At 73.0% G+C, this 22,945-nt stretch carries 13 protein-coding genes and 1 pseudogene; 4 read left to right on the top strand and 10 right to left on the bottom strand.

Features of this window, described 5'->3' with window-relative positions; translation table 11 throughout:
- Together SCA03_RS17720 and SCA03_RS35135 are read left to right on the top strand one after the other, a co-directional pair.
- Positions 1 to 10,285, top strand: a 10,285-nt coding sequence (locus tag SCA03_RS17720) for a non-ribosomal peptide synthetase (RefSeq protein ID WP_141275492.1), incomplete at its 5' end; no start/stop codon positions are given.
- Between the two features lie 181 nt (positions 10,286 to 10,466).
- On the top strand, positions 10,467 to 10,640 hold the full coding sequence (locus tag SCA03_RS35135) for a hypothetical protein (protein ID WP_169729597.1): 174 nt from the start codon (positions 10,467 to 10,469) through the stop codon (positions 10,638 to 10,640).
- A 1,286-nt stretch (positions 10,641 to 11,926) separates the two neighbouring features.
- On the opposite strand, the gene SCA03_RS35130 is transcribed toward SCA03_RS35135, so the two are convergent.
- The 8 genes and pseudogenes from SCA03_RS35130 to SCA03_RS17680 form a co-directional block, all read right to left on the bottom strand.
- Positions 11,927 to 12,079, bottom strand: a complete 153-nt coding sequence (locus tag SCA03_RS35130; RefSeq protein ID WP_158102230.1) for a hypothetical protein — start codon at positions 12,077 to 12,079, stop codon at positions 11,927 to 11,929.
- Positions 12,076 to 13,167, bottom strand: a pseudogene (locus tag SCA03_RS37265) (TniQ family protein); the annotation flags it as partial. The gene SCA03_RS35130 and the pseudogene SCA03_RS37265, both read right to left, overlap by 4 nt.
- A gap of 181 nt (positions 13,168 to 13,348) precedes the next feature.
- Positions 13,349 to 14,122 carry an alpha/beta fold hydrolase gene (locus SCA03_RS17705; RefSeq protein ID WP_086814046.1) on the bottom strand — a complete coding sequence of 258 codons (774 nt, stop codon included), beginning with the start codon at positions 14,120 to 14,122 and terminating at the stop codon, positions 13,349 to 13,351.
- Positions 14,119 to 14,682, bottom strand: a complete 564-nt coding sequence (locus SCA03_RS17700; RefSeq protein ID WP_030893454.1) for an NAD(P)H-dependent oxidoreductase — start codon at positions 14,680 to 14,682, stop codon at positions 14,119 to 14,121. The genes SCA03_RS17705 and SCA03_RS17700 overlap by 4 nt, the downstream gene beginning before the upstream one ends.
- Before the next feature lie 13 nt (positions 14,683 to 14,695).
- Positions 14,696 to 16,087, bottom strand: coding sequence for an ABC transporter permease (locus SCA03_RS17695; protein WP_158102229.1), 1,392 nt, complete (start codon positions 16,085 to 16,087; stop codon positions 14,696 to 14,698).
- A 43-nt stretch (positions 16,088 to 16,130) separates the two neighbouring features.
- Complete coding sequence (locus SCA03_RS17690) at positions 16,131 to 16,892, bottom strand: LLM class flavin-dependent oxidoreductase (RefSeq protein WP_030893452.1); 762 nt, start codon at positions 16,890 to 16,892, stop codon at positions 16,131 to 16,133.
- Positions 16,885 to 17,715 carry an LLM class flavin-dependent oxidoreductase gene (locus SCA03_RS17685; protein WP_086814042.1) on the bottom strand — a complete coding sequence of 277 codons (831 nt, stop codon included), beginning with the start codon at positions 17,713 to 17,715 and terminating at the stop codon, positions 16,885 to 16,887. The genes SCA03_RS17690 and SCA03_RS17685 overlap by 8 nt, the downstream gene beginning before the upstream one ends.
- Positions 17,716 to 17,731: 16 nt before the next feature.
- Complete coding sequence (locus tag SCA03_RS17680) at positions 17,732 to 18,484, bottom strand: thioesterase II family protein (protein WP_086814040.1); 753 nt, start codon at positions 18,482 to 18,484, stop codon at positions 17,732 to 17,734.
- Positions 18,485 to 18,630: 146 nt separating this feature from the next.
- Here SCA03_RS17680 and SCA03_RS17675 point away from each other — a divergent pair, with 146 nt between their 5' ends.
- Positions 18,631 to 19,254, top strand: coding sequence for a TetR/AcrR family transcriptional regulator (locus SCA03_RS17675; RefSeq protein ID WP_037851870.1), 624 nt, complete (start codon positions 18,631 to 18,633; stop codon positions 19,252 to 19,254).
- Here the strand turns inward: SCA03_RS17675 and SCA03_RS17670 are convergent.
- Together SCA03_RS17670 and SCA03_RS17665 are read right to left on the bottom strand one after the other, a co-directional pair.
- Complete coding sequence (locus SCA03_RS17670; RefSeq protein WP_086814038.1) at positions 19,214 to 20,233, bottom strand: fatty acid desaturase family protein; 1,020 nt, start codon at positions 20,231 to 20,233, stop codon at positions 19,214 to 19,216. The genes SCA03_RS17675 and SCA03_RS17670 overlap by 41 nt on opposite strands.
- A complete protein-coding gene (locus SCA03_RS17665) occupies positions 20,230 to 20,745 on the bottom strand; it encodes an SRPBCC family protein (RefSeq protein WP_086814036.1) in 516 nt (171 codons plus the stop codon). The genes SCA03_RS17670 and SCA03_RS17665 overlap by 4 nt, the downstream gene beginning before the upstream one ends.
- A 637-nt stretch (positions 20,746 to 21,382) precedes the next feature.
- Between SCA03_RS17665 and SCA03_RS17660 the strand changes: the two genes are divergently transcribed.
- Positions 21,383 to 22,570: an aminotransferase class I/II-fold pyridoxal phosphate-dependent enzyme gene (locus tag SCA03_RS17660; protein ID WP_211293488.1), complete on the top strand. Its 1,188-nt coding sequence runs from the start codon at positions 21,383 to 21,385 to the stop codon at positions 22,568 to 22,570.
- The last annotated feature ends 375 nt before the right edge of the window (positions 22,571 to 22,945 follow it).

Genomic DNA, 22,945 nt, shown 5'->3' with positions numbered 1-22,945 from the left:
ACACGAGCATCTGTCGCTGACCCGCATCACCGCACAGTCCGGCATCCCCCAGGGAGCGCGGCTGTTCGAGAGCGTCCTGGTCTTCGAGAACTACCCCGTCGACGACGAACTCGCCGCCCGGCACGGGCTGTCGCTCACCGAGGCACAGGCCAGGGAACAGGGCGGCAACTATCCGCTGTCGCTGACTGCCTACACCGGCGGCCGGCTCGTCGGGGAGAGCGGCCCCGGGGTCTCGCTGCGCATGGCCTACGACCGGGCGCACTTCCGCGACGCCACCGCGCACGCCGTCGCGGCCCGGCTCGCCTTCCTGCTCGACTCGCTGATCAGCACCGACACCCTGGGGCGGATCCCGCTCGTCACGGCCGAGGAGCGCACCGCCGTCCTCGCCGCCGGGGACGGCACCGGCCCGGGGACGGCGCGCACCAGCAGTCTGCCCGCGCTCTTCGCCGAGCAGGCCGCGCGCCGGCCCGAGGCGCCCGCCGTCGTCTCCGGCACGACACAGCTCACCTACGGGGAGCTGGACGCGCGGGCCAACGGGCTCGCGCACACGCTGCGTGCCCGCGGCACCCGCCCCGGCACGGTCGTCGGTGTGTGCCTGCCGCGCGGTGTGGAGTGGCTGGTGGCGCTGCTCGCCGTCACCAAGGCGCACGGCACCTATCTGCCGCTCGACCCGGCGCTGCCGGCGGACCGGCTGGCATTCATGGCCCGGGACGCCGGCGCCGCCCTGACCCTAGTGGCCGACTCCCCGGCCGCGCCCGGCAGTTCGAGCACCCCGGACGCCTCACAAGCCTCAAAAGCTTCGGACGCCTCACAAGCCTCAAAAGCTTCGGACTCCTCGGACGCCTCCGCAGACCTGGACGGCCGGGACGGTCCGGACGGCCCGGACGGCGACGGCGGTGCGGGGCGCGCCTTCGTCCCGGACGGCGCGCTCGGCATCTCCGCGCTGCTGGAGGCGAGCACCCCCTGCGCCGAACCGCCCCTGCCGGCCGACGCGGTGCCCGCCGACGCCGCCGCGTACGTGATCTACACCTCCGGCTCCACCGGCACCCCGAAGGGCGTCGTCGTCCCGCACCGGGGCCTGCGCAATCTGGGCGCCGCGCACCGGGAGGCCATGGGCCTGGACGAGGACTCCCGGGTGCTCCAGAGCGTGTCCATGGGCTTCGACGTGGCCATGGGCGACCTCGTCAACGTCTTCAGCGCCGGTGCCGTCCTCGTGCTCGCCGGACACGAGCCGGCCGTCGGCGAACCGCTCGCCCGGCTCCTGGACGAGCAGCGCATCACCCACGCCATGCTGCCGCTGGCCGCGCTGACCACCCTGCCCGGCACCGCGTCGCTGCCCGCCCTGCGCACCCTCGTCTCCGGCGGCGAGGCCATGCCCGAGGAGGTCCAGGCCCGCTGGGCACACGGGCGCAGACTGCTCAACGCCTACGGGCCGACCGAGACGACCGTCGCCGCCACCCTCAGCGATCCGCTGCCCGCCGCCGGCACCCCGCCGATCGGCCGCCCGGTCACCGGCGCCCGCACCTACGTCCTGGACGGCTGGCTGCGCCCGGTGCCGGCCGGGGTCGCCGGGGAGCTGTACGTCTCCGGGCCCGGTGTGGCCCGGGGCTACGCGGGCCGCCCGGCACAGACCGCCGCCGCCTTCGTCGCCGACCCGTTCACCGGCGGGCGCATGTACCGCACCGGGGACCTGGTGCGGCAACGGGACGACGGCCAGCTGGAGTTCCTCGGCCGCGCCGACGACCAGGTGAAGGTGCGCGGCTTCCGGATCGAGCTGGGCGAGGTCGAGACGGCGCTCGCCCGGCACCCCGGTGTCGCCCAGGCGACCGCGCTCGTCCGCGAGGACCAGCCGGGCACCCGGCGGCTCGTCGGCTATGTCACCCGCGGCGCCGCACCCTCGGCGGCGCCCCTGCCGGATGGTGCGTCGGCCGCGGGCGGTGACCCGGGCGGTGGCCCGGCCGGGGAACGCTCCGGGGAGCGGGCCGCCGAGCCGACCCCGGCCGGGCTGCGGGCCTTCGTGGCGCGCTCGCTGCCGGAGTACATGGTGCCCGCCGTCTGCGTGGTGCTCGACGCGTTCCCGCTCACGCCGAACGGCAAGGTCGACCGCCGTGCCCTGCCCGCGCCGGACCTGAGCGCCCTCACCGAGGAGTACGTGGCGCCCGCGACCGACGCCGAACGGGCCGTCGCGGACGCCTTCGCGGAGGTGCTCGGGCTCGAACGGGTCGGTGTGCACGACGACTTCTTCGCGCTCGGCGGCGACTCGCTGCTGACCATTCAGGCCGTCTCGCGGCTGCGCAGGGCCGGCTACGAGGCCACCGTGCGCACCGTGTTCGACACGCCCGTCGTCGGCCGGCTCGCCGAGCGGATCGGCACCGCCGCCGGCACGGCCACCGGCGACCCGGTGCTGCCCGTCCCGCGGGACGGCTCGGGGCTGCCGCTGTCCGCGGCGCAGCGCAGGCTGTGGTTCGCCGCCGAACTCGACCCGCACAGCACCGAGTACAACTCCGGCGGCGCCCTGCTGCTGCGCGGCCGGATCGACCTTCCGGCACTGCGCTCCGCGCTGGACGCCCTCGTCGCCCGGCACGAGCCGCTGCGCACCACCTTCGGCGAAGCCGACGGCACGCACCCAGCCGACGCAGCCGACCCAGCCGACGCAGCCGACGCGGTCCGCGGAACGGACGGAGCCGAGGGCACCGGCGCTGCCGACGGCGTCGAGGGCGAGGCCGTGCAGCGTATCCATCCGCCGGCGCCCGTCACCCTGAAGGTCCTGGAGTGCACCCGCGAGGACCTCGACCGGCGGGTGCGCCAGGAGCTGGGCCGCGTCTTCGACCTGCGCACGGGCCCGCTGCTGCGGCCCACCCTCATCCGGCTCGCGCCCGAGGAGCACGTGCTGGTCCTGGCGATGCACCACATCGTCACCGACGGCTGGTCGATGGGCCTGGTCATGCGTGAGCTGGACCGGCTGTACCGGGGGGCCGAACTCCCGCCGCTCACCGTGCAGTACGCCGACTACGCCGTCTGGCAGCACGACCGGCTCACCCCGGAGGCGCTGGATCCCGGCCTCGACTACTGGCGCACCCGGCTGTCCGGCGCGCCCGTGCTGGAGCTGCCCACCGACCGGCCCCGCCCGGCCCGGCGCACCTGGGCCGGCGCCGCCGAGGAGTTCCGGCTGCCCGCCGAGGTGGTGGAACGGTTCACCGCGGTGTGCCGGGAGCGCGGCGCCACCCTGTTCATGGGCCTGGTGGCGGCCGTGCAGCTGGTGTTCTCGCGCTGGAGCGGGCAGCGGGACGTCGTCGTCGGCACCGTCACCTCCGGGCGGTCCCGCGCCGAACTGGAGTCCATGATCGGGTTCTTCGTCAACACGGTCGCGCTGCGCACCCGTATCGACGAGGACGGCACCGTGGCCGGGCTGCTCGACGACGTGCGGGAGACCGTGCTCGGTGCCTTCGCGCACGAGGACGTGCCCTTCGACCGGGTCGTCGACGCCGTCGTCGCCGAGCGCGACCCCAGCCGCAGCCCCCTCGTGCAGGCCGTCGTCAGCATGGAGCCCACCCCCGAGCCGCTCGGGACGCCCGGCGGGCTCACCTGGCAGGACCAGCCGTTCGAGATCGACACCGCCCAGTTCGAGCTGGCCGTCGACTTCGCCGAACGCGACGGCGCCCTCACCGGCATCGTCAACTACAACACCGACCTGTTCGAGGCACGCACCGTCCGGCAGCTCATCGGGCATCTGACCGTCGCGCTCGACCGGATGAGCCGGCCCGAACAGCGGCTCGGCGACCTGCGGTTGCTGACCGACGCCGAGGAACAGCGCATCCTGCACGAGTGGAACAACACCGGCCTCGGCCTCGGCGGGGAGCTGCTGCCGGAGCTGTTCACCACGCAGGCCGGGCTCACCCCGGACGCCGTCGCCCTCGTCGACGGCGCCACCCGGCTGACGTTCGCCGAACTCGACCGCGCCGCCAACCGCATGGCGCACCGGCTGCGCTTCCACGGCGTCGGCCCCGACAGCGTCGTCGGCATCAGCGGAGCACGCGGAGCCGACGTGGTGATCGCCCTGCTGGGCACGCTCAAGGCCGGCGGGGCCTGTATGCCCATCGACCCGGGCTACCCGGATGAGCGCGTCCGGCACATGCTGACCGACTCCGGCGCGGTGCTCGTCCTCGCCCAGGACGCACTGACGGAACGGTTCACCGCGTTCGGCGACGTCGCCGTGCTCGGCATGAGCCCCATGAGCTACGAGGTGCTCCAGGAGTGGCCGGAGCACGCGCTGCGCTCCCCGCTGCACCCGGAGAACCTCGCCTACGTCATCTACACCTCCGGCTCCACCGGCCTGCCCAAGGGCACCCTGGTGCGGCACGGCGCCTTCATGAACCTCTTCGCCCACCACCAGGAGCGGATGTTCGAACCCACCTCGGGCGGGCGGCAGATGCGGATGGCGCAGACGGCTTCGATCTCCTTCGACGCCTCCTGCGTCGCCCTGCTGTGGATGGTCGCCGGGCACCAGCTGCACGCCGTCGACCACGACACCCACGTCGACCTCGCCGCCTTCCGCGGCTATCTGCGCGAGCACCGCATCGACGTCATCGACGAGGCCCCCACCTATCTGCGCGAACTCATCGCCGACGGGCTCCTGGACGACGAGGTGCACGCGCCCGGCGTCGTCGTCTTCGGCGGCGAGGCCGTCGACGGCCACATCTGGGAGACCCTGCGCTCCCACCCCGATCTGTACGCCTACAACCTGTACGGGCCGACCGAGTGCACCTGTGACTCGCTCACCTGGACCGCCCAGGGCAGCGACCGCCCCGTCATCGGCCGGCCCGTCACCAACGCCCGCGCCTACGTGCTCGACCAGCGGCTGCGGCCGGTGCCCGCCGGCGTCGCGGGCGAGCTGTACATCGAGGGCGCCGGGCTGGCCCGCGGCTACGTCGGCAAGCCCGGGTTGACCGCGAGCCGCTTCGTCGCCAGCCCGTTCACCGGCACCCGGATGTACCGCTCCGGCGACCTCGTGCGGTGGCGGCACGACGGCACCGTCGAGTTCCTCGGCCGCGGCGACGACCAGGTGAAGGTGCGCGGCTTCCGGATCGAGCTGGGCGAGATCGAGACCGTGCTCGCCCGCAGCGAGCAGGTCGCCCAGACCGTCGTCCTCGCCCGCGAGGACCGGCCCGGTGTCAAGCGCCTCGTCGCCTACGTCGTGCCGCACCCCGGCGCCGGGGACGACGGCGTCGACGTGGCCGCGCTGCGTGCCTACGCCGCGCGGGCGCTGCCCGACTACATGGTGCCGTCCGCGTGGGTCGTCCTGGAGAGCCTGCCGCTCAACCAGAGCGGCAAGGTCGACCGCGGAAAGCTGCCGGCGCCCGACCCCGCCGACGGCGGCACCGGCGCCGGGCACACACCGCCGCGCACCGCGGCGGAGCGGGCCGTGGCCGCCGTCTGGGCCGAGGTGCTCGGCCTCGAACAGGTCGGTGCGCACGACAGCTTCTTCGACCTGGGCGGCGACTCCATCCTCAGCACCCGGGTCGTCTCCCGGATGCGCGCGGCCGGGTTCACCGTCACGGTGCGCGATCTGTTCGACGCGCCCACCGTCGCCGGTCTCGCCGCCGCCACCGGCGACGGCCCGCTCCCGGAGGCCCCCGCGGAACCGGTCGTCACCCCGGCGCCCCGCGACGGCGACCTGCCGCTGTCCTACGCACAGCAGCGGCTCTGGTTCGCCGACCGGTTCGAGCCCGGCAGCACCGAGTACAACTCCGGCACCGCGCTCAACCTGCGCGGCCCGCTGGACGCGGCGCGGCTGCGCGAGGCGCTCACCGCGCTGGTCGCCCGGCACGAGTCGCTGCGCACCACGTTCGGCGCCGTCGACGGCCGGGGCGTACAGCTCGTCCACCCGCCCGCGCCCGTCGCCCTGCCCACCGAGGACTGCCCCCGCACGGAGCTGGACGCCCGGGTACGCGCCCTGTTCGCCGCGCCGTTCGACCTGACGGCGGGACCCCTGCTGCGCCCCACGCTGCTGCGCGTCACCGACGACGGCCCCGCACACGGGGTCGCGCACGGGGCCGGGGACGGACCGGTGCCCGACGGCGTGTCCGCGTCCGACGGCGCGTCCGCGTCCGACGGCGCGTCCGCGTCCGCATCCGACGAGCAGGCGCGGGAGCGGGAGCAGGCGCACGGGCAGTCGTCCGGGGACGAGCACGTGCTCGTCCTGGCGATGCACCACATCGTCACCGACGGCTGGTCGATCGGCCTGATCACCCGGGAGCTGGCCGCCCTCTACGAGGGCACCCCGCTCGACCCGCCGCCCGTCCAGTACGCCGACTACGCCGTCTGGCAGCGCACCCACCTCACGGGCCCGGCCCTCGACGAGGGCCTCGACCACTGGCGCGAGCGGCTCGCCGGCGCGCCCGTCCTCGATCTGCCCACCGACCGGCCCCGCCCCGCCGAGCGCACCACGGCGGGCGGCGGGCTCCAGCTCACCGTGCCCGCCGCCGCGCTGGAACGGCTCGACCGGGTCTGCCGGCAGCAGGGCGCCACGCTGTTCATGGGGCTCACCGCCGCCGTGCAGCTCCTGCTGTCCCGCTGGACCGGGCAGCAGGACGTGGTCCTCGGCACCGTCACCTCCGGCCGCCGCCAGGCCGAACTCGAAGGCGTGGTCGGCTTCTTCGTCAACACGCTCGCGCTGCGCACCCGGATCGACGAGGACGCCACCGGCACCGCCCTGCTGGCCGCCGTGCGCGCCACCGTCGTCGACGCCTTCGCCCACGACGAGGTGCCCTTCGACCGCGTCGTCGACGCCGTCGTCACCGAACGCGACCCCAGCCGCAGCCCCCTCGTCCAGGCCGTCATCAGCTACGAGAACGCCGAGGAGGCGCCCGCCGGCGCCGACGGGCTGACCTGGCGCGACCACCCGCTCACCGCCTACACCTCGCAGTTCGACCTCCGCGTCGACTTCGGCACCGTCGACGGCGAGATGCAGGCTCATCTCATCTACAACTCCGACCTGTTCGACGAGTCCACCATCCGGCGCATGTCCGGCCATCTGCTGACGCTCATCGACGCGCTCGGCCGGACCCCCGAGCGTCCGCTGGCCGGCATCGACCTGCTCTCCGACGAGGAGCGCCGGGAGCTGATCGGCCCGCCGGAGACCGGCACCGGCATCGAACAGATCTCACTGCCCGCGCTGTTCGAACAGCAGGTGTCCCGCCGCCCGCTCGCGCCCGCCGTCGTCACCGACGAGGGCACCTGGTCCTATGCCGAGATCAACGGCCGGGCCAACGCCCTCGCCCACCGGCTGCTCGCCGAGGGCGTCGCCCGCGAACACGTCGTCGGCGTGTGCCTGCCGCGCGGCGTCGACTGGCTCGTCTCCCTGCTCGCCGTCGTCAAGACCGGCGCCGTCTATCTGCCGCTCGACCCCGACTACCCGGCCGACCGGCGTGCGTTCATGCTCACCGACGCCGGAGCCCGGCTCGTCGTCACCGACGCCGCGCACGAGGCCCTGCTGCCCACCGACCGGGTGCGCACCCTCACCGTCGACGGCCCGCACCGGTCGCGCCGCCCCGGCGGCCGCACCCTGCCGGGACCGGCCGGGCCGGACAGCGGCGCCTACCTGATCTACACCTCCGGCTCCACCGGCCTGCCCAAGGGCGTCCTCGTGCCGCACCGTGGCCTGGCCGCGCTGCTGCACACCATCGACGCGCTCGGCATCGAACCCGGCTCCCGCGTCGTGCAGAGCCTCTCGTCCAACTTCGACCCGTCCGTCTTCGAGGTCATGATGGCCTGGCGGCCCGGCGCCGCCCTCGTCCTGCCCCGGCCCGGACGCCTCGTCGGCGACGACCTCGCCGAGGTGCTCAACCGGCACGACGTGGCGCACGCCATCATCCCGCCCGCCGCGCTGTCCGCCGTCGGCGACGCCGAACTCCCCGGGCTGCGCGGCCTGATCGTCGGCGGGGAGGCGCTGCCGCCCGAGCTCGTCGCCCGCTGGGCCGGCGGTCGCGCCATGTACAACGCGTACGGGCCGACCGAGTCCACCATCGCCGCCACCATCAGCGCGCCCCTCGACCCCGACCGCGGCAGCACCCCGCCGCCCATCGGCCACGCCGTGCCCGGCACCCGCACGTTCGTGCTGGACGCCCGGCTGCGGCCGGTGCCCGTCGGCGTCGCCGGGGAGCTGTACCTCGCCGGTGAGGGCCTGGCCCGCGGCTATCTGGGCCGCCCCTCGCTGACCGCGGGCCGCTTCGTGGCCTGCCCGTTCGGCGGCGGCCGGATGTACCGCACCGGTGACGTGGTGCGCCGGCTGCCCGACGGCCAGCTCGACTTCCTCGGCCGCGTCGACGACCAGGTCAAGATCCGCGGCTTCCGTATCGAACTCGGCGAGATCGAGCAGGCGCTGCTGGCCCACCCGGACGTCGAACAGGCCGTCGTCGTGGTCCGCGAGGACCGCCCCGGCGTCAAGCAGCTCGTCGGCTACCTCGTCCCCGAGGACGGCCGCACGCCCGGCGCCGACGCGCTGCGCGACCACATCGGCCGGACCCTGCCCGACTACATGGTGCCCTCGGCGTGGGTCACCCTGGACACCGTCCCGCTGACGAACAACGGCAAGGTCGACCGCAAGGCGCTCCCGGCCCCCGACCCGGCCGGTGACGGCGGCCCCGGCGAGGGCGGGCACACGCCCCCGCGCACCCCGCGGGAGCGGGTGCTCGCCACCGTGTGGGCCCAGGTCCTCGGCCTCGAACAGGTCGGCGTGCACGACAACTTCTTCGAGCTGGGCGGCGACTCGATCCTCAGCATCCAGGTCGTCTCCCGCGCCCGCGAGGCCGGACTGACCGTCTCGCCCCGCGACCTGTTCGCCGCGCCCACCGTCGCCGCGCTCGCCGAACTCGCCGCCGACGACACCGACACGGCCGGCGCCGACGACGCACCCGCCGCCGAAGGGCCCGTCACCGGCGCGGTGGCCCTCACCCCCATCCAGCGCTGGTTCTTCGACACCCACGCGACGGCACCGCACCGCTTCACCATGTCCGCCTACGCCGAACTCGCCGAACGCCCCGACCCCGACACCCTCCGCGGGGCCGTCGCCGACCTCGTCGACCACCACGACATGCTCCGCGCGCGCTACACCCGCGCGACCGCGGACGGGGGCGCCGGCACGGCATCCGACGCGGCGGCCGACGCCGGGTCCGCTGCCTGGCAGCAGCACATCGACCCGCCCGGCACCCGGACACCCGACCTCGCCTGGCACGAGGTGACCGGAGCCACCGCCGACGACCGCGAGGCCGCCGTCGCACGCGAACTCGCCGCCGCACACGCCGGGTTCGACCTGGCCACCGGGCCGCTGCTGAAGGTCCTCGTTTTCGACCAGGGCGAGCGGCAGCCCGTCCGGCTGGCGCTCGTCACCCACCACCTCGTCACCGACGTCGTCTCCTGGGGCATCCTCCTCGGCGACCTCGCCCGCGCCTACCAGCGCCGCGCGGCAGGCGAACCCGCCGGGCTCGGCCCCCGCACCACCTCCTTCCAGGAGTGGGCGGGGCAGCTCGCCGGGCTGGCCGAACAGGGCCGCTTCGACACCGAGATCCCCTACTGGCAGCAGGCCGAACAGGCACCCCGCCTGCCCGGCTCCGGCTCGCCCGCCAACACCGTCGCCTCCGAACAGACCGTCTCCGCCCGCCTGGAGCCGGAGGAGACCCGCACCCTCCTGACGACGGTGCCCGGCCTGTTCCGGGCCCGCGCCAACGAGGTCGTGCTCGCCGCCGTCGGCCGCGCACTGGCCGACTGGACCGGACGGGAACGGGTCGCCGTCTCCCTCGAAGGGCACGGACGCGAGGAGGCTTCGGCCGGAGCCGACGGCACCGATCTCTCCCGCACCGTCGGCTGGTTCACCACCCTGTACCCGCTGGCCTGGGACGTCCCCGCCGACACCGACTGGCGCCGCACCGTCACCGCCGCCAAACGGGCACTGCGCGCCGTCCCCCACAAGGGCCTCGGCTACGGCGTCCTGCGCCACCTGCGCGCCGACTCGCCGCTGACCGGGAACGTGCCCGACGTGAGCTTCAACTACGTCGGCCGCGCCGACGGCTTCGACCCCGGCTTCTACAGCCGCGTCCTGGACGACCCGTCCCGCACCCAGGGCAGCCGGGGCGAGCGCACCCATGTGCTCGACATCGTCTGCGGCGTCCAGGACGACCGCCTCACCCTCGGCCTGTCCTTCTCGACGGCCCTGCACACCACAGAGGAGATCCAGCGCCTCACCCACACCATCCGCAACCACCTCCGCGCGGTGTGCGGCCTGGTGTGAGCCTGTCCCCGGACCTCACCCTCGGCCGGGAGACGACGGTCCGTACGCCACATCCGGGCGCCGGTTGCGCGCAACTGCCGGCCGGCGCCGCCCGGAATCGGCAATCTCGCGCAAACCCGCGCCGGTGCGGCCCGAACCGCTGCATGCTGACCGTCCGACCGCGAGCGGAGGAGATGCCACCATGGCACTGGAGTTCATCGGCACCACCTCGAAGGACGGCGACTGCCCCACGCTGTACCGGGACACGGACACCGGGCACATCGTGGTGCAGGGCGACAGGCTCACCGATCCGGCACACCTCGCCCAACTGCGCGACGTGAAGCCGTCGGAGACTGAGAGTCGAAGCTCAGAATGAGAGTGTGAACCCCAACCTGATAGTGCACTTGACAGCGCGAACCCATAGATGAGAGGGATGGGGTCACCTTCGGGGGTGCTCACGTGTCGCCACGGCGATTAGCGCTGGTCACGGCTCCGCGGACGGGCGAGGCGTTCGAGTCGTGGGTGGGCCGGATGGCCCGCGTGAACCGGTGTCCGCCGGCCGAGGTCGCGACCATGATGGGGCTTGGCCTGCGGGGGGCTTCCGCGGATGTGCGGCCTCCCTTGTTCGGCGTGCGCTCCGACGACGTGGTCCGGCGAACGGTTTTCGCGGCGACGGGGGTGCCCGATGAGCGGGTGGACGCGATGCACCTGTCCGTCTTCGAGGGGGTCCGTTGAGTGTGCCAGCGGTGCTCGCGGCGGGACGGGCGCGGCGGCCGTCTGCGGGGCAGGAGTGGGCGGCGGTACATGGAAGCCGGGCGTGTCCGTGCTGTCTGCTGGTGTCGGGTGGGGTGTGGCAGCTGTGGTGGAAGCTGTCGTGTGCGGCGGTGTGCCCCGAGCACCGGGTGGCGCTGCTGGATCGTTGTCCGTCGTGTGGCTGGGTGCTGCGGTGGGGTGGGGATCGGCCTCGGGTCGTGTCGGCGCAGTGGGTCAGGCCGCCGACCTGCTGTGCGAACTCCGTTCGCGGGAGGCCGTGCTCGCAGTGGCTGCCCGCAGTTCGTGTCAGCCGGGCGGATGGCAGAACAGTCGAGGCGCGGCGGCGGTGGCTGGACGTCGCGTGCGGGCGGGTGCGTCCGGGGCTGGGGGCGTGGAGGCGGCGGCGGGTGAGTGGTTGGCGGCGTTTCGCGCGTGTGTGATCTTGTTGCGGCTGGGGCTGCCAAGGGTTCTGGGGCGTCTGCCGGGTGTGCCTGGCTGGTGTGCCCAGGTTCTGCTGGAGGAGCGTGTCGAGCGTGGGGTGCATGGTGGCCGGTTCGGGTGGGGGTCCGGCGTCGGCCGGGGCGGCAACAGGGGCAGCCGTGGCAGCCGCCCTGCTCCGGACTCAGATGGAACTGGTGGGTGCTGAAACTCGCGCTGCCCGGCAGCCCAAGGGCCCGCAGGGCCGCCGCCCGCGACACCCGCAGACTCGCCGCGACCGTGTCGACCCAGCTGACGAACGCCTCCCCCGGAAACGGGGCCGGAACCACCCCGAGCCGCCGGACCGGCTCCTCCTCAGCCAGAGCCCGGCCCTCCCCGCCCCTCTTCCCCGGCCGCGCTCTCCGCGAGGGGGCGCGCCGGTTTCTCCCCCTGGCGGGGCAGCCACGTCACACGGAAGTCCGGATGCCCCGCTTAGGGCAGCAGCAGGCACCGTACGGCGTACCTCGGAGACCTGCCCTCGCGTGTACGGGCAGCGGTGGCCGCGCAGGCGTCCAGAATCAGCCGCTGGGCCTCGATCCGCTGCCGGAGCAGATCGTCGTCCTCTCGCCCAGGCGCTGTTTTCATGGAGGCGCGCGTCGAGGAACCTCAGGCACGGCTCGGTGAAGGCGTCCGGCCCGGTGTGTTCGCGGGACCGCGCCCGACGGGTGAACGTCTGGGCGTGCCGCGGGCAGTAGGTGTCCCAGCCGTCGGTGTCGCCCAGCACGACGCCGTGCCCGGCCGGCACCCAGGCGGAGCAGCCGCTGTGACGGCAGCGGCCGCCGAACCGGTTCGCGGCCAGTTCGACCTCGCCCCGCTGCCCGGACTGCCTGGCGCCCCAGTTCGGCCGTGCGTGTCCGCTTCCGCCCGTCTCGCCATCGGCGGTGTCGGGGCCGGCCTCGGTGGCGATCTTCACGGCGGCGGCCACGAGCAGAGGGCGGTACCGCTCGCCGCTTCCGCCGGGCGCGAGATAGCGGTCCCAGGCCCGGTGGACCGCCTCGTCGGTCGCGGGCAGCCGAAGGGGCCGTACCGGCGACCATGCGTCCTGCATCGAGCGGTATAGCGCCCCGAGGACGTCCCGTGTCTCCTCTGGCGTCGTGGCGTGCGGGTCGTCGAACAGGTGGTCGATGTGCCGCTGGCAGGCGAGGCGCGAGGCGTCGCGGACCGGCTTGCCCCGCATGCGGCGGATGTCGCGCCCGCATGGCTGTGCCGGCGTACGCAGCCCGAGGCCCCGGGACAGATTCAGGACTGCGGATTCCCCGGCCACCCCCGGTGCAGGGGGCGGAACCGCAGCCGGAGCACTGCGAGATCAGGTAGCTCTGGTGCCGTACGCACGCGAACGACCAGATGAGCCGCCATTTCAGGAGCCAGCGGCCACCGTTCTCCCGCAGACACGACGGACAGGCGTTGGAGTGCTTGGGCAGCACGGTCCGCTGCCGGTACCGCCACGCGGCCCAGGCCCCGTACTCCTTCACCTCGTCCAGCGGCAGCGGCTCCAGCGCACTGCCCGCGTAGTGGGCGAGCGTCATGCTCCGCAGCCGCTGCCCCGTCACCCCGGTGCTCTGGCTCACCGCACGCACGACCGGGTCACTGACGCGGTAGCCGAACACAGCCGACACAGTGCTTGCACTGATCAGGCCCGCCATGCGCAGCGCCTCGGTCCGGGAGACCTGGTTGAGCCGCGCGAGCGCGTCCCCCCCCCCAGCTCAGCAGAGACTCACCGGGACGGGGATCGGGTACGAGCGCGAGTCGGCGTGGACTCATGTCCCAGGCTCCCTCCGGGGCATCGCGTATTCGAGCAGACGGCCCGGAGTGAGACGGCGACTGGGTCGACTGGGATACCCGAAGTGAGATCTGTCAGGTGACGAATAGCCGCGCATGGGCGTTGCGGACCAGGTCGGTGAAGCCATCCGGGTCCTGCAGCGGGAAGAGATGGCCGCCGGGGGCGTGTGCGAGGTGGGCGGGTGTGCTGGCGCCGCGAACGACCCTGAGGAATGCCTGTTCCTCCAGGCGGAAGAGAAGGTCACAGCGCCCGTTGACGAACCAAGTTGGAGTCCGCAGTCGGGCGACCAGGCTCAGGAAGTCCACGCGGCGCAGCTCCTGGACAGCCTCACCGAAGGCGTGCCGGGCGAAGCCGCCGGCGATGACGGCCTCGGCGCACTCGGGGGTGGCGTGGCGGCGGAAGAGGCGGGCGTTCACCGCGGCACTGTGCTCCTCGCTGCGGCGCTCGTCGATGCGTGCGGCGGCGGTGTAGGCGAGCGCCTTCCAGCCGCGCGCCCGCGCGGTCGAGCCGCACACCAGCAGTCCGCGCACGTGGTCGGGGTGGGCCGCCGCGTGGGCCATGGCCACGAAGCCGCCCAGGGACATGCCGACGACCAGGGGCCGTCGGCCCGTCGCCGTGTGTGCCTCGGTGACCACGGCGTCGAGTGCGTCGACGGCCGCGGCGAGCGTGAACGTCCTGCCGTGCAGGGTGCCGTGGCCGGGCAGGTCCGGGGCGCTCACCCGGAAGTCGGGCGCGAGCCGCCGGGCATGCGGGAGCCACATGGACGAGGACACGCGGATGCCGTGCACCATCACCACGGCGGCGGCCGTCTCACGACTGTCGAAAACGCGCAGTCCCGGCAGGCTCATGCCACACTCCGCACGGCGGCCGCCTGCTGCGCGGAAAGCCGTGCTGTGGCGCGCCGGAGCAGCGCTGTCCCCCGGTCGAGTTGCTCACAGGCGCCGACGTACTGGGGAGCCTCCAGTGAGCGTGCGGCCCGCTCGGTCAGGAAGCAGCCGGGGACGACGGCGGTCGCGCCCATGGAACGGAGGACCGTGCGCAGGGCTTCGTGGAGCAGCGTGCCGTGGCTGACCATGTGCCCGGTCGCCAGCGGCAGAACGGCCTTGCCCACGAGGCCGCGCCGGGGCAGCACATCGAGGAAGGCCTTGAGCAGGCCGGAGTACGAGGCCTTGTACAGGGGGGTGGCGATGACGACGCCGTCGGCCGCGGCGAGCAGTTGTGCCGCCGCGGTCAGCCGGGGATGATCGGCGTCGCCGTGCAGCAGGGCGCCGGCGGGCAGGTCCCGCACGGCGAGGTGACGGGTCTCGTGGCCGTCGCCCGCCAGGCGGGGCACGACCTGGGTGAACAGGACGTGTTCGATGCAGGAGTCCGGCAAGGTACTGCCGGAGACGGTCAGAAACGTGGCCATGGCAGGTCTCACCTCACGACGACGGACGGGGGAGCGGCTCCGGTGCGGGGTGCTCTGCGGTGCGGAGCGTCAGTTCGTGCTCGTGGGCGCGCCGGTAGCCGCGCCGGTCGTAGAAGTGCGAGCCCAGCAGCCCCAGCAGGACGGAGCCGAGCGCGTACGCTCCCAGGACCAGCCACGCGGTGGTCACCTGTGAGGCGTCACTGCCGTAGAACAGCAGGGACCGGATGCCTTCGACGACATGGCGGGCCGGCAGGAGCTGTCCGAGCGCGTCCGGGCCGGCTGGCAGGGCCTCGGGCGGGATGGCTCCGCCCGAAAGAGGAATGCCGATCAGGGTGACCACGAGGAGGGCGAGGATCTGGCCGGGGGCGCCGAGCACCGCGAATAGGGCGAGGGTCAGCAGCGTGACGGCGGCGCAGGCAAGGCCGCAGAAGACCACCAGCCGGCCGGGGGCCTGGGCGCCGAAATCGATGCTGACGAGGCCCACCTCGGTGACCACCGCTCCGGCGGCGAACCCCATGACGGCGCCGATGACCGCCTTGGCGAGGAACGTCGAGGAGCGGGCGATCCCGACGACCGGCTTCAGCAGCCGGCGGGGGCCGATCTCCAGGGGCAGGTAGCCGAGCCGAGCATCGACGAGCATGGTCAGCAGGCTGGCCGGCAGGAGCCCGGAGATGAGCAGTGCGACGGCGAGATAGAGCGGGATGGTGCCCCCGGAGGACGCCGAGCCGGCGTCCAGGGGCTGCTGCTGCGCCGTGACCTGGACGGGGTCGTGGAGGAGGGCGAGGAAGCCGGGGGTGGCGGCCGCGCTCTGGGGCTGAGCGCCGACGCGGGTGGGGTCGGCGGCACGGCCTGTGGTGGCCGTGGGGCCGGCGGTGGCCTTCTGCGCCGTCTTGGCGCGGGCGATGAGCTGGGAGCCCAACTGGGTGGAGGCCTTCGCCGCGGTCTTGCGCACGGCCTTGTCCGCCATCGAGGCCGCCATGCCGCCCACTCCCCGGTGGGTCAGTACGGTCAGCGCGGGACGTTCGGCGGAGCTGCCCGCGGTCAGCAGGGAGAGCGACTTCTCAGTGAAGTCGCGGGGGACGTCCAGTGCGGCGTAGGCGTCCTGGTCGGCCAACGCCCGCTCGGCGTCCGCCCGCTCGGCCACGACGGTCCACTCCACCCGGTCGTCCCGCGCGGCGGCACGGGTGATGCCCCGCACCAGCTGCGCCCCGAGGTCGACCTTCGTGCCGTCCGCCGCCATGACGCCCTCGTCCTCGGAGACGAGGATCAGGGGCAGCCGGTGCAGATGGCCCTCGGGGTCGGTGGCCGGGACCAGATAGCTGAAAGTGCTCAGGGCGGCCAGCACACAGCCCACCACCACGACCAGCCAGGCGCGTGGCTGCTTCCAGACGTTGCTGGCTCGCACGGCGGCATCCTCTTTTGTGTTCGGGTTTGTCGTCATCACTGCGTCACCGCACCGCCGTCGCACGGTCGGCCGGCTGGGTGAGTCCCAGCCGGCCGCGCAGCGTACGGCGGACGCGCTCGGCCCGCGGCGGCAGCACTCCGCGCTCACGCAGCAGGGGCAGCATCACTCGGGCGAAGATCTCCAGCGAGGCGGGCCCCGCGGGGAAGTCCAGCAGCAGGCCGTGCGGTCGCTCGGTGCGGATCAGCTTCTCCAGGAGGCCGGTGCTGTCCTCGGCGCGCGCGGACGGCGTCGGGGGCAGGGTCACGGGCATCAGACGCGGCAGGGGCGCGCCGCTGTCCTCGACGGCCACGTGCCAGTCGGCGGCCGACGGCGACCACGAGGTCAGGACGATCGGGTGCTGCTCCGGGGTGCCCTCGAAGCTCTGCCGTACGGCCGCCAGGTACGCCTCGGCGTCCGGCGTACCGGCATCGTTCAGCAGGAGCCCGGCGCGGCCCTCGGAGACGAGGTCGAGCGTGGCAAGCTCACGGGCAAGGTGATCCGGTGCGCAGGAGGCCGGGGATACCTCGGCGACCAGGCCGAGTGCGACGGTACGGGCGGCGACGTCCGCGAGGACGCCGACGGGCTCGACGGTGGGCCGGCCCGCAGGGTCGCTCCCGCGGACGACGAGCGCGTCGACGCCGGCCCGGTCCGCGGTGACCGCGGCGTCGGCCAGCGCCCTGAGGCTCGCGCGTGCGGGCCGGTCCGGCGCCACCGTGGCGGACAGGGCCGCGAACAGCCGTACGGCAGAAGGGTGTCGCTCAGGCATGGACGCCTCCCGGGGCGGGTGTGGGGTCCGGCAGGCCGAGGGTGCCGCGCAGGTCCCGGCCGTCGTAGGCGTTCGGGAACAGGCCGCGGCGCCACAGTTCGGGGACGACGTGGTCGACGAAGTCGACGAGCGGGCCGGCCTGCCCGGGGAAGGAGAGCAGGAAGCCGTCGGCCGCACGCTCCTCGTACCAGTGCTGCATGCGGTCCGCGAGGTTCGCGGGGGTGGCCCCCCTCGACGGCGTCAGCACCGGCCAGATCAGTACGTGCTCGGGGTTCCGGGCCGCCGCGCGGACGCCGTCCGCGAGTTCGGCGTAGCGGCGGCGGGCCGAGGGCAGGTCGTGCGGGGAGGTGAGGACGACATCGGCGTACCGGGTGGTGAAGGTGTCCCCAGCGGTGGGGTCGTCGGTACGGAAGAGCACCGGCTGCCGCTGTACGGGCGGTGCCATGCCGGGCATGCCGTCACGATGGGCGGCGTCCCACAGTCGCAGCGTCTCGTCTACGGCCGTCCCCTCCGGACCCGTGATGTGCCAGCCGGCCCGGCCCGACGAGAGGACGTCCAGCGAGACGTGTCGACGGGCCAGTCGGTGCGGGTCCCAGCCGCTCGGCGAACCGGGCGCGACGAGCCCGATGTGTTCGGTGGCCCCCGACAGTCCGGACAGCAGGGTCACCGGGTCCGGCGCGTCGGGCGCGCGTGGTCCCGGGGCGAGGAGCGCGTCGACGCGGCCTCGCTCCAGCTCCATGGCCAGGAACTCCTGGAACGGATAGTCGAGTCGGCCGGGCAGCAGGACGCCCAGCGTCAGACGCCCAGGCGGTGCGTGCAGCATGGCGGTGCCCCCTCGTTCAGCTCGTCTCGTACATGTCGTGGGCCGGGGTGGTGACCGGCGTGCGTCCCGCGGCGACGGACCGCACGAGTTCGCCCAGGAAGCGGGGCACACTGTCGCTCTGCCAGGGGAAGAAGTGATCCCCGGGCAGCACCCTGAGGCCTCCCCACAGCCGCGCGTGCCGCTGCCAGCCGACCACCTCGTGCGGCGGGTGGACCGGGTCCTGGCCCCCGGCGAGCGCGTACAGCGGGACGGGAACCTCGCGGACTTCCGTCCGCCGGGCACGGGCCAGCAGACGGAAGTCCGCCTGGAGCGGGCGCAGCACCAGCGCCCGCATCCCGGGATCGGCAAGCACGGGGGAGGGAGTGGAACCCAGGCCTGCCACATGGTCCACGAGTGCCTCGGGATCCTCGGCGAGGGCGCGACTGGCCGCCGAGTCGAGGAGGTCGGGCGGGCCCATCGCGGAGACGACGAGCACCTGCGGGGGAGTCCCCAGCCGGTCCAGCGCGACGCACAGCCCGTACGCCAGCAGGCCGCCCATGCTGTGCCCGAACACCACCAGCGGGGCCGACGGGTCGCCGAGCCGCGGCAGCAGATCCGCGACGACGTCCTCTGCGCGGTCCAGGGGCCGTTCGGGCAGTCGGCGGCCGTGCCCGGGCAGTTCCGGGGCGATCAGCTCGCCGCCCTCGGGCAGGGCGGACGCCCAGGGCCGGTAGACGTCGGCGCTGCCACCGGCGTAAGGCAGGCAGACGAGTCGGACGGTCGGATTCATGCGGTTCCCCCTGGGCCCTGAGCCGGACGCACGCACACCGCCTTCACAGCAATTGCAACGCAACGGTGCGTTGCAATTCTAGGGGTCGGATAAGATAGACGCAACACAACGTTGCGTTGGCTTCTTGGGGCCAGTGTGGAGGCACAGTGGTAGACAGCGTTACGGCCCAGGAGCGGGCCGGTGAGCGGAGTGGCCCTCGCCGCAAGGAGGAGATCTTCGCGGCCAGTCTGGAGCTGCTGGCCGGGCAGGGCTACGACGCCTTCACCGTCGAAGGGGTGGCCCAGCGGTCCGGCGTCAACAAGACCACCATCTACCGCTGGTGGCCGTCCAAGTCCGAGCTCCTGCGCGACGCCCTGCTGCAGTCCGGGACGCTCGCCTTCGATCTGCCCGACACCGGGAGCCTGACCGGTGACCTGACCGAACTGGCCGGCCGGGTCGAGGGGTTGCTCGCCGAGCCGGAGACGCGGGCGGTGGTGGAGGCGGCGCTGGTGGGCGCCGTACGCCATCCGGCCATGCGCGAGCTGGTGACCCAGTTCCTGGAGGACCGGCTCGGGCGCCACCAGCCGCTGTTCACCCGGGCCGTGGAGCGGGGCGAGCTGCCCGCCGACCTCGATCCGGCCTTGCTGGTCGACGCGGTGGCCGGCGCCCTGTGGATCCGGCTGCTGGTACGGCGAAGGCCGCTGTCGGACGACTTCACCGGGCAGCTGGTCGCGCTGCTCGCCGACGGGATCAGCGCGGCGCGGGAGCGGGCCGGGCGACGGCGCGGGTGACCTCGTCGAGGTGCGCGAGGACCTCGCGGTAGGAGCGGCCGGCGCCGACCTCGTAGTAGGGCAGGCCGATCTCGGCGCAGTACTCCATGACCAGCGGCCGGCAGCGACGCAGATGCGGCCGGGGCATGGTGGGGAACAGATGGTGCTCGATCTGGTAATTGAGGCCGCCGTAGAAGAAGTCGTGCAGGCGGGAGCTCAGGATGTTGCGGGAGGTCAGCACCTGGCGGGCGAGCCAGTCGGGTTCCTCGCCGTCGTGCACCGGCATGCCCTTGTGGTTGGGGGCGAAGACGCAGCCCAGGTAGACGCCGAACAGGCCCTGGTGCACCACTACGAACAGCACGGCCGACAGCGGGGAGAGGGTGGTGAGAACCACGGTGCCATAGGCGATCGCGTGCACCGCGAGCAGGGCGAGTTCCAGTCGCGGGCGGCGCACCACCCCGCGTCGGATGGCGATGACCGAGCCGATGCGCAGGCCGAGCGACTCCAGGCACAACAGCGGGAAGAACAGGCGGGCCTGGTGGCGGATAACGAAGGCCCGCAGGCGGGAGACGCCTTCGGCCTGGCGCGGAGAGAAGGCGACCACCCGACGCAGGATGTCCGGGTCGAGGTCCAGGTGGTTGGGGTGGTTGTGGTGGCGGGTGTGGTGGTTCATCCACCAGCCGTAGCTGAAGCCGAGGGCGAGATTGCCGTGCAGCAGCCCGAGGATCTCCATGGCCCGCCTGCTGTGGGTGACCTGGGCGTGGCCCACGTCGTGGCCGAGCAGTCCGGTCTGGCCGTAGGCGAAGGCGAGCAGGGCGGCGCAGGCGAGCTGCCACCAGGAGTCGCCGACCAAGGCGAAAACGGTCCAGGAGCCGGCCAGCAGGGCCGTGTTCGTGGCGAACTTGGCCGCGTAGTAGCCCCGACAGGGGGTGAGCAGGCCGGCGGTGCGTATGCGCTCCTTCAGCGGTGTGAAGGACCGTGCGTCCGTCGTGAGGTTCATGAGCCGCGCTGCCTCTCTGTCGGTCTGTCGGTCGGCCAGGCCGCGAGGGCCTGCTGCAGCCGGCGCAGCGTGGTGCGCATGCCGGCCCGGTTGGCGGCCGCGCGAGCCTCGGGCCGGGTGCCGGTGAACGCCAGGCCGAGCAGTTCCGTGACGCGAGCCCCGGGACCGCTCCGCAGGTCCTGCCAGTACTCGGTGACGCGCGTCCCCTCGCCGTCCGGCTCCAGCCGGTAGCCCCACAGGGCCACAGGCAGGCCGAAGGTGCTGACCCGGAACGCGAACTCGTAGGGCGCGTCAGCCACGGTGACTCTGCAGGTCGTGAACCACACCAGAGGGCCCTTGCGGTTGAACCCCACGAATCCGGTCCCCTCGCGCGCCGTCGTGCCGCGATGCCATACGTAGAAGCATTCCGGGCTCCACTTTCCCATGTTCTGAAGACGGGAGAGGGCCGCGTAGACCTTCGTACGGGGCGCGTTGACGACGATGCTCTCCTGCACTTTCCACAGGCGTTCCACAGGGTTCTCCCGGGTGGATTCTGAATTTCACTCAAGGAAAAGGCGGGCCGGGCTGGACCCGGCGGACTGTAGCGGCATACCGGCCGGTAATGCAATGATTCAAGCGGACCTCCCGACTCCCCTTCACCCGGGTAACTGAAACCCTAACCATTCACCAGGAGGTCACTTGACGCGATCGGGTCGTGACCGCAGTTTAGAACGAGTCGGATCGTTCAGAGTTTCGGTCCAGGTGGCCGCTATCTGGCCATTCTTGCACGTCAGAGACGTATCCGCGGGGGGCGGTGCGTCCGGGTCGGCGCGTGTTGACCTGTGATGCGTTCCCTCGTGGTCGAACCAGGGGGATACATGAACAAGATCGCCAACGCGGTCGGCAATGCGCTCTGTGACATCGCGTCCGTCCTTCAGTTTCTCTGGAACAGCTGGGACCGCGCCGGCCGATGAGCGAATTCCGTGCCGAGTGCGCGGAACTCGATCCAGGACCTCCCTCTCATGCGCCCGAAGGGTCGGCAACGGTGCCGCCGCGGGAACTCACGACCGTGTTCGGAATCCTCCACATGGTTGTCCGAGAGGTGGAATTGAACATTCCGCGACCGAGTTTGTCCATGCCTTCCTGCGGCCTTCGAAAAGGTGGATTAGAGTGAGTCTTCTCATACAGAAATGCGCCTCCTACACACGGGCCCGCGACGCCAGGAACGCCGGCCTCTACCCCTACTTCCTCAACTTCGACGCGCGGGACGCGGGCGTCGCCCGCATGGCCGGCGGGCGTGAGGTCGTCATGTGCGGCTCCAACGACTACCTGGGGCTCAGCACCGACCCACGGGTCGTCGCGGCCGCCGCCGAGGCCTCGGCCCGGTACGGCGCCGGGTGCACCGGCTCGCGCTTCCTCAACGGCAACCTCGACCTGCACGACCGCCTGGAGCGGGAGCTCGCCGACTTCTTCGGCAAGCCCGCCGCGCTGGTGCTGACCACCGGTTACCAGGCCAACCTCGGGGCCATTGCCGGGCTGTGCGGACCGGGCGACCTGATCCTCATCGACAAGGAGGCCCACGCTTCCCTGATCGACGCCGCCCGGCTCAGCCGCGCCAAGATCCAGTGGTTCGCGCACAACGACACCGCCGACCTCGCCGACGAGCTGCGGCGCACCGGTCACCGCGGCGGGGTGCTCGTCGTGGTCGACGGTGTCTACAGCATGGAGGGCGATCTGTGCCCGCTGCCCGACCTCGCTGACCTCTGCGAGGAGTTCGGCGCCACCCTCCTCGTCGATGACGCCCATGGCGCCGGTGTGCTCGACAAGGGGCGCGGCACCTGCTCCCACTTCGGTCTCACCGACGAGGTCCCGCTGATCACGCTCACCTTCTCCAAGGCCTTCGGCTCCATCGGCGGTGCGGTTCTGGGCGACGAGGAGGTCATCGACTACCTCCGCCACAACGCACGCGCGCTGATGTTCTCCGCGAGCGCCAGTCCCGCCAACACCGCCGCCGCGCTGGAGTCCCTCCTCATCCTGCGCGACGAGCCCTGGCGGTGCACGGCGGTCGCCGACAACGCCGCGTACATGCGCCGCGAGCTGACCGCGCTGGGCTACCGGGTCGGGGCCAGCGCCACCCCCATCGTGCCCGTGGACACCGGCGACGACCTGGCCACGCTGCACGCGTGGAACCTGCTGATCGAAGAGGGGGTGTACGTCAACGCCGTGCTGCCCCCGGCCGCCTCACCCCGGCTGCGCACCAGCTACACGGCCGTGCAGACGCGGGAACACCTCGACCGCGCGGTGGCCGGCTTCGCGGCGGTGCGGGAGCGGGTGCTGGGGTTGTCCGTGGCGGCCTGAGGGTGTTCGGCGGGGATGAGCTTGTCCCGCAGGCCGGGTCTGCTCACCGGAGCTGGTTCTCACCTGCTGCGGCTGGGGCTGCTTGCCGGGGCCCGTTGCGCCCGCTGAGGCCAGGTGTGCCTGTCGCGGGCCGTCCTGGCCTGCCAGGGCTGGGCGTGTCCTCCATGGCTGTCCGCCCTCCGCGGCCCGAACCGCTTGGACGGCTGCCCCACACACAACCGCAGTGGCCGCGCGCCCCAAGCGCCCGCACAGCCTGACCGCCACCACAACTGTTCCGCCCACAACAATTCCGGTGCCTGAGACCGAGTTGCGTGTCAGGACTTGTCCACCCGTAAGCCGAGTTGCGTGCCGTGACTCGTCCGCCCGTAACCCAAG

The organism is Streptomyces cacaoi (assembly GCF_006539165.1).
GTDB classification, from domain to species: domain Bacteria; phylum Actinomycetota; class Actinomycetes; order Streptomycetales; family Streptomycetaceae; genus Streptomyces; species Streptomyces cacaoi.
This window is presented reverse-complemented; position numbering and strand designations above follow the sequence as displayed.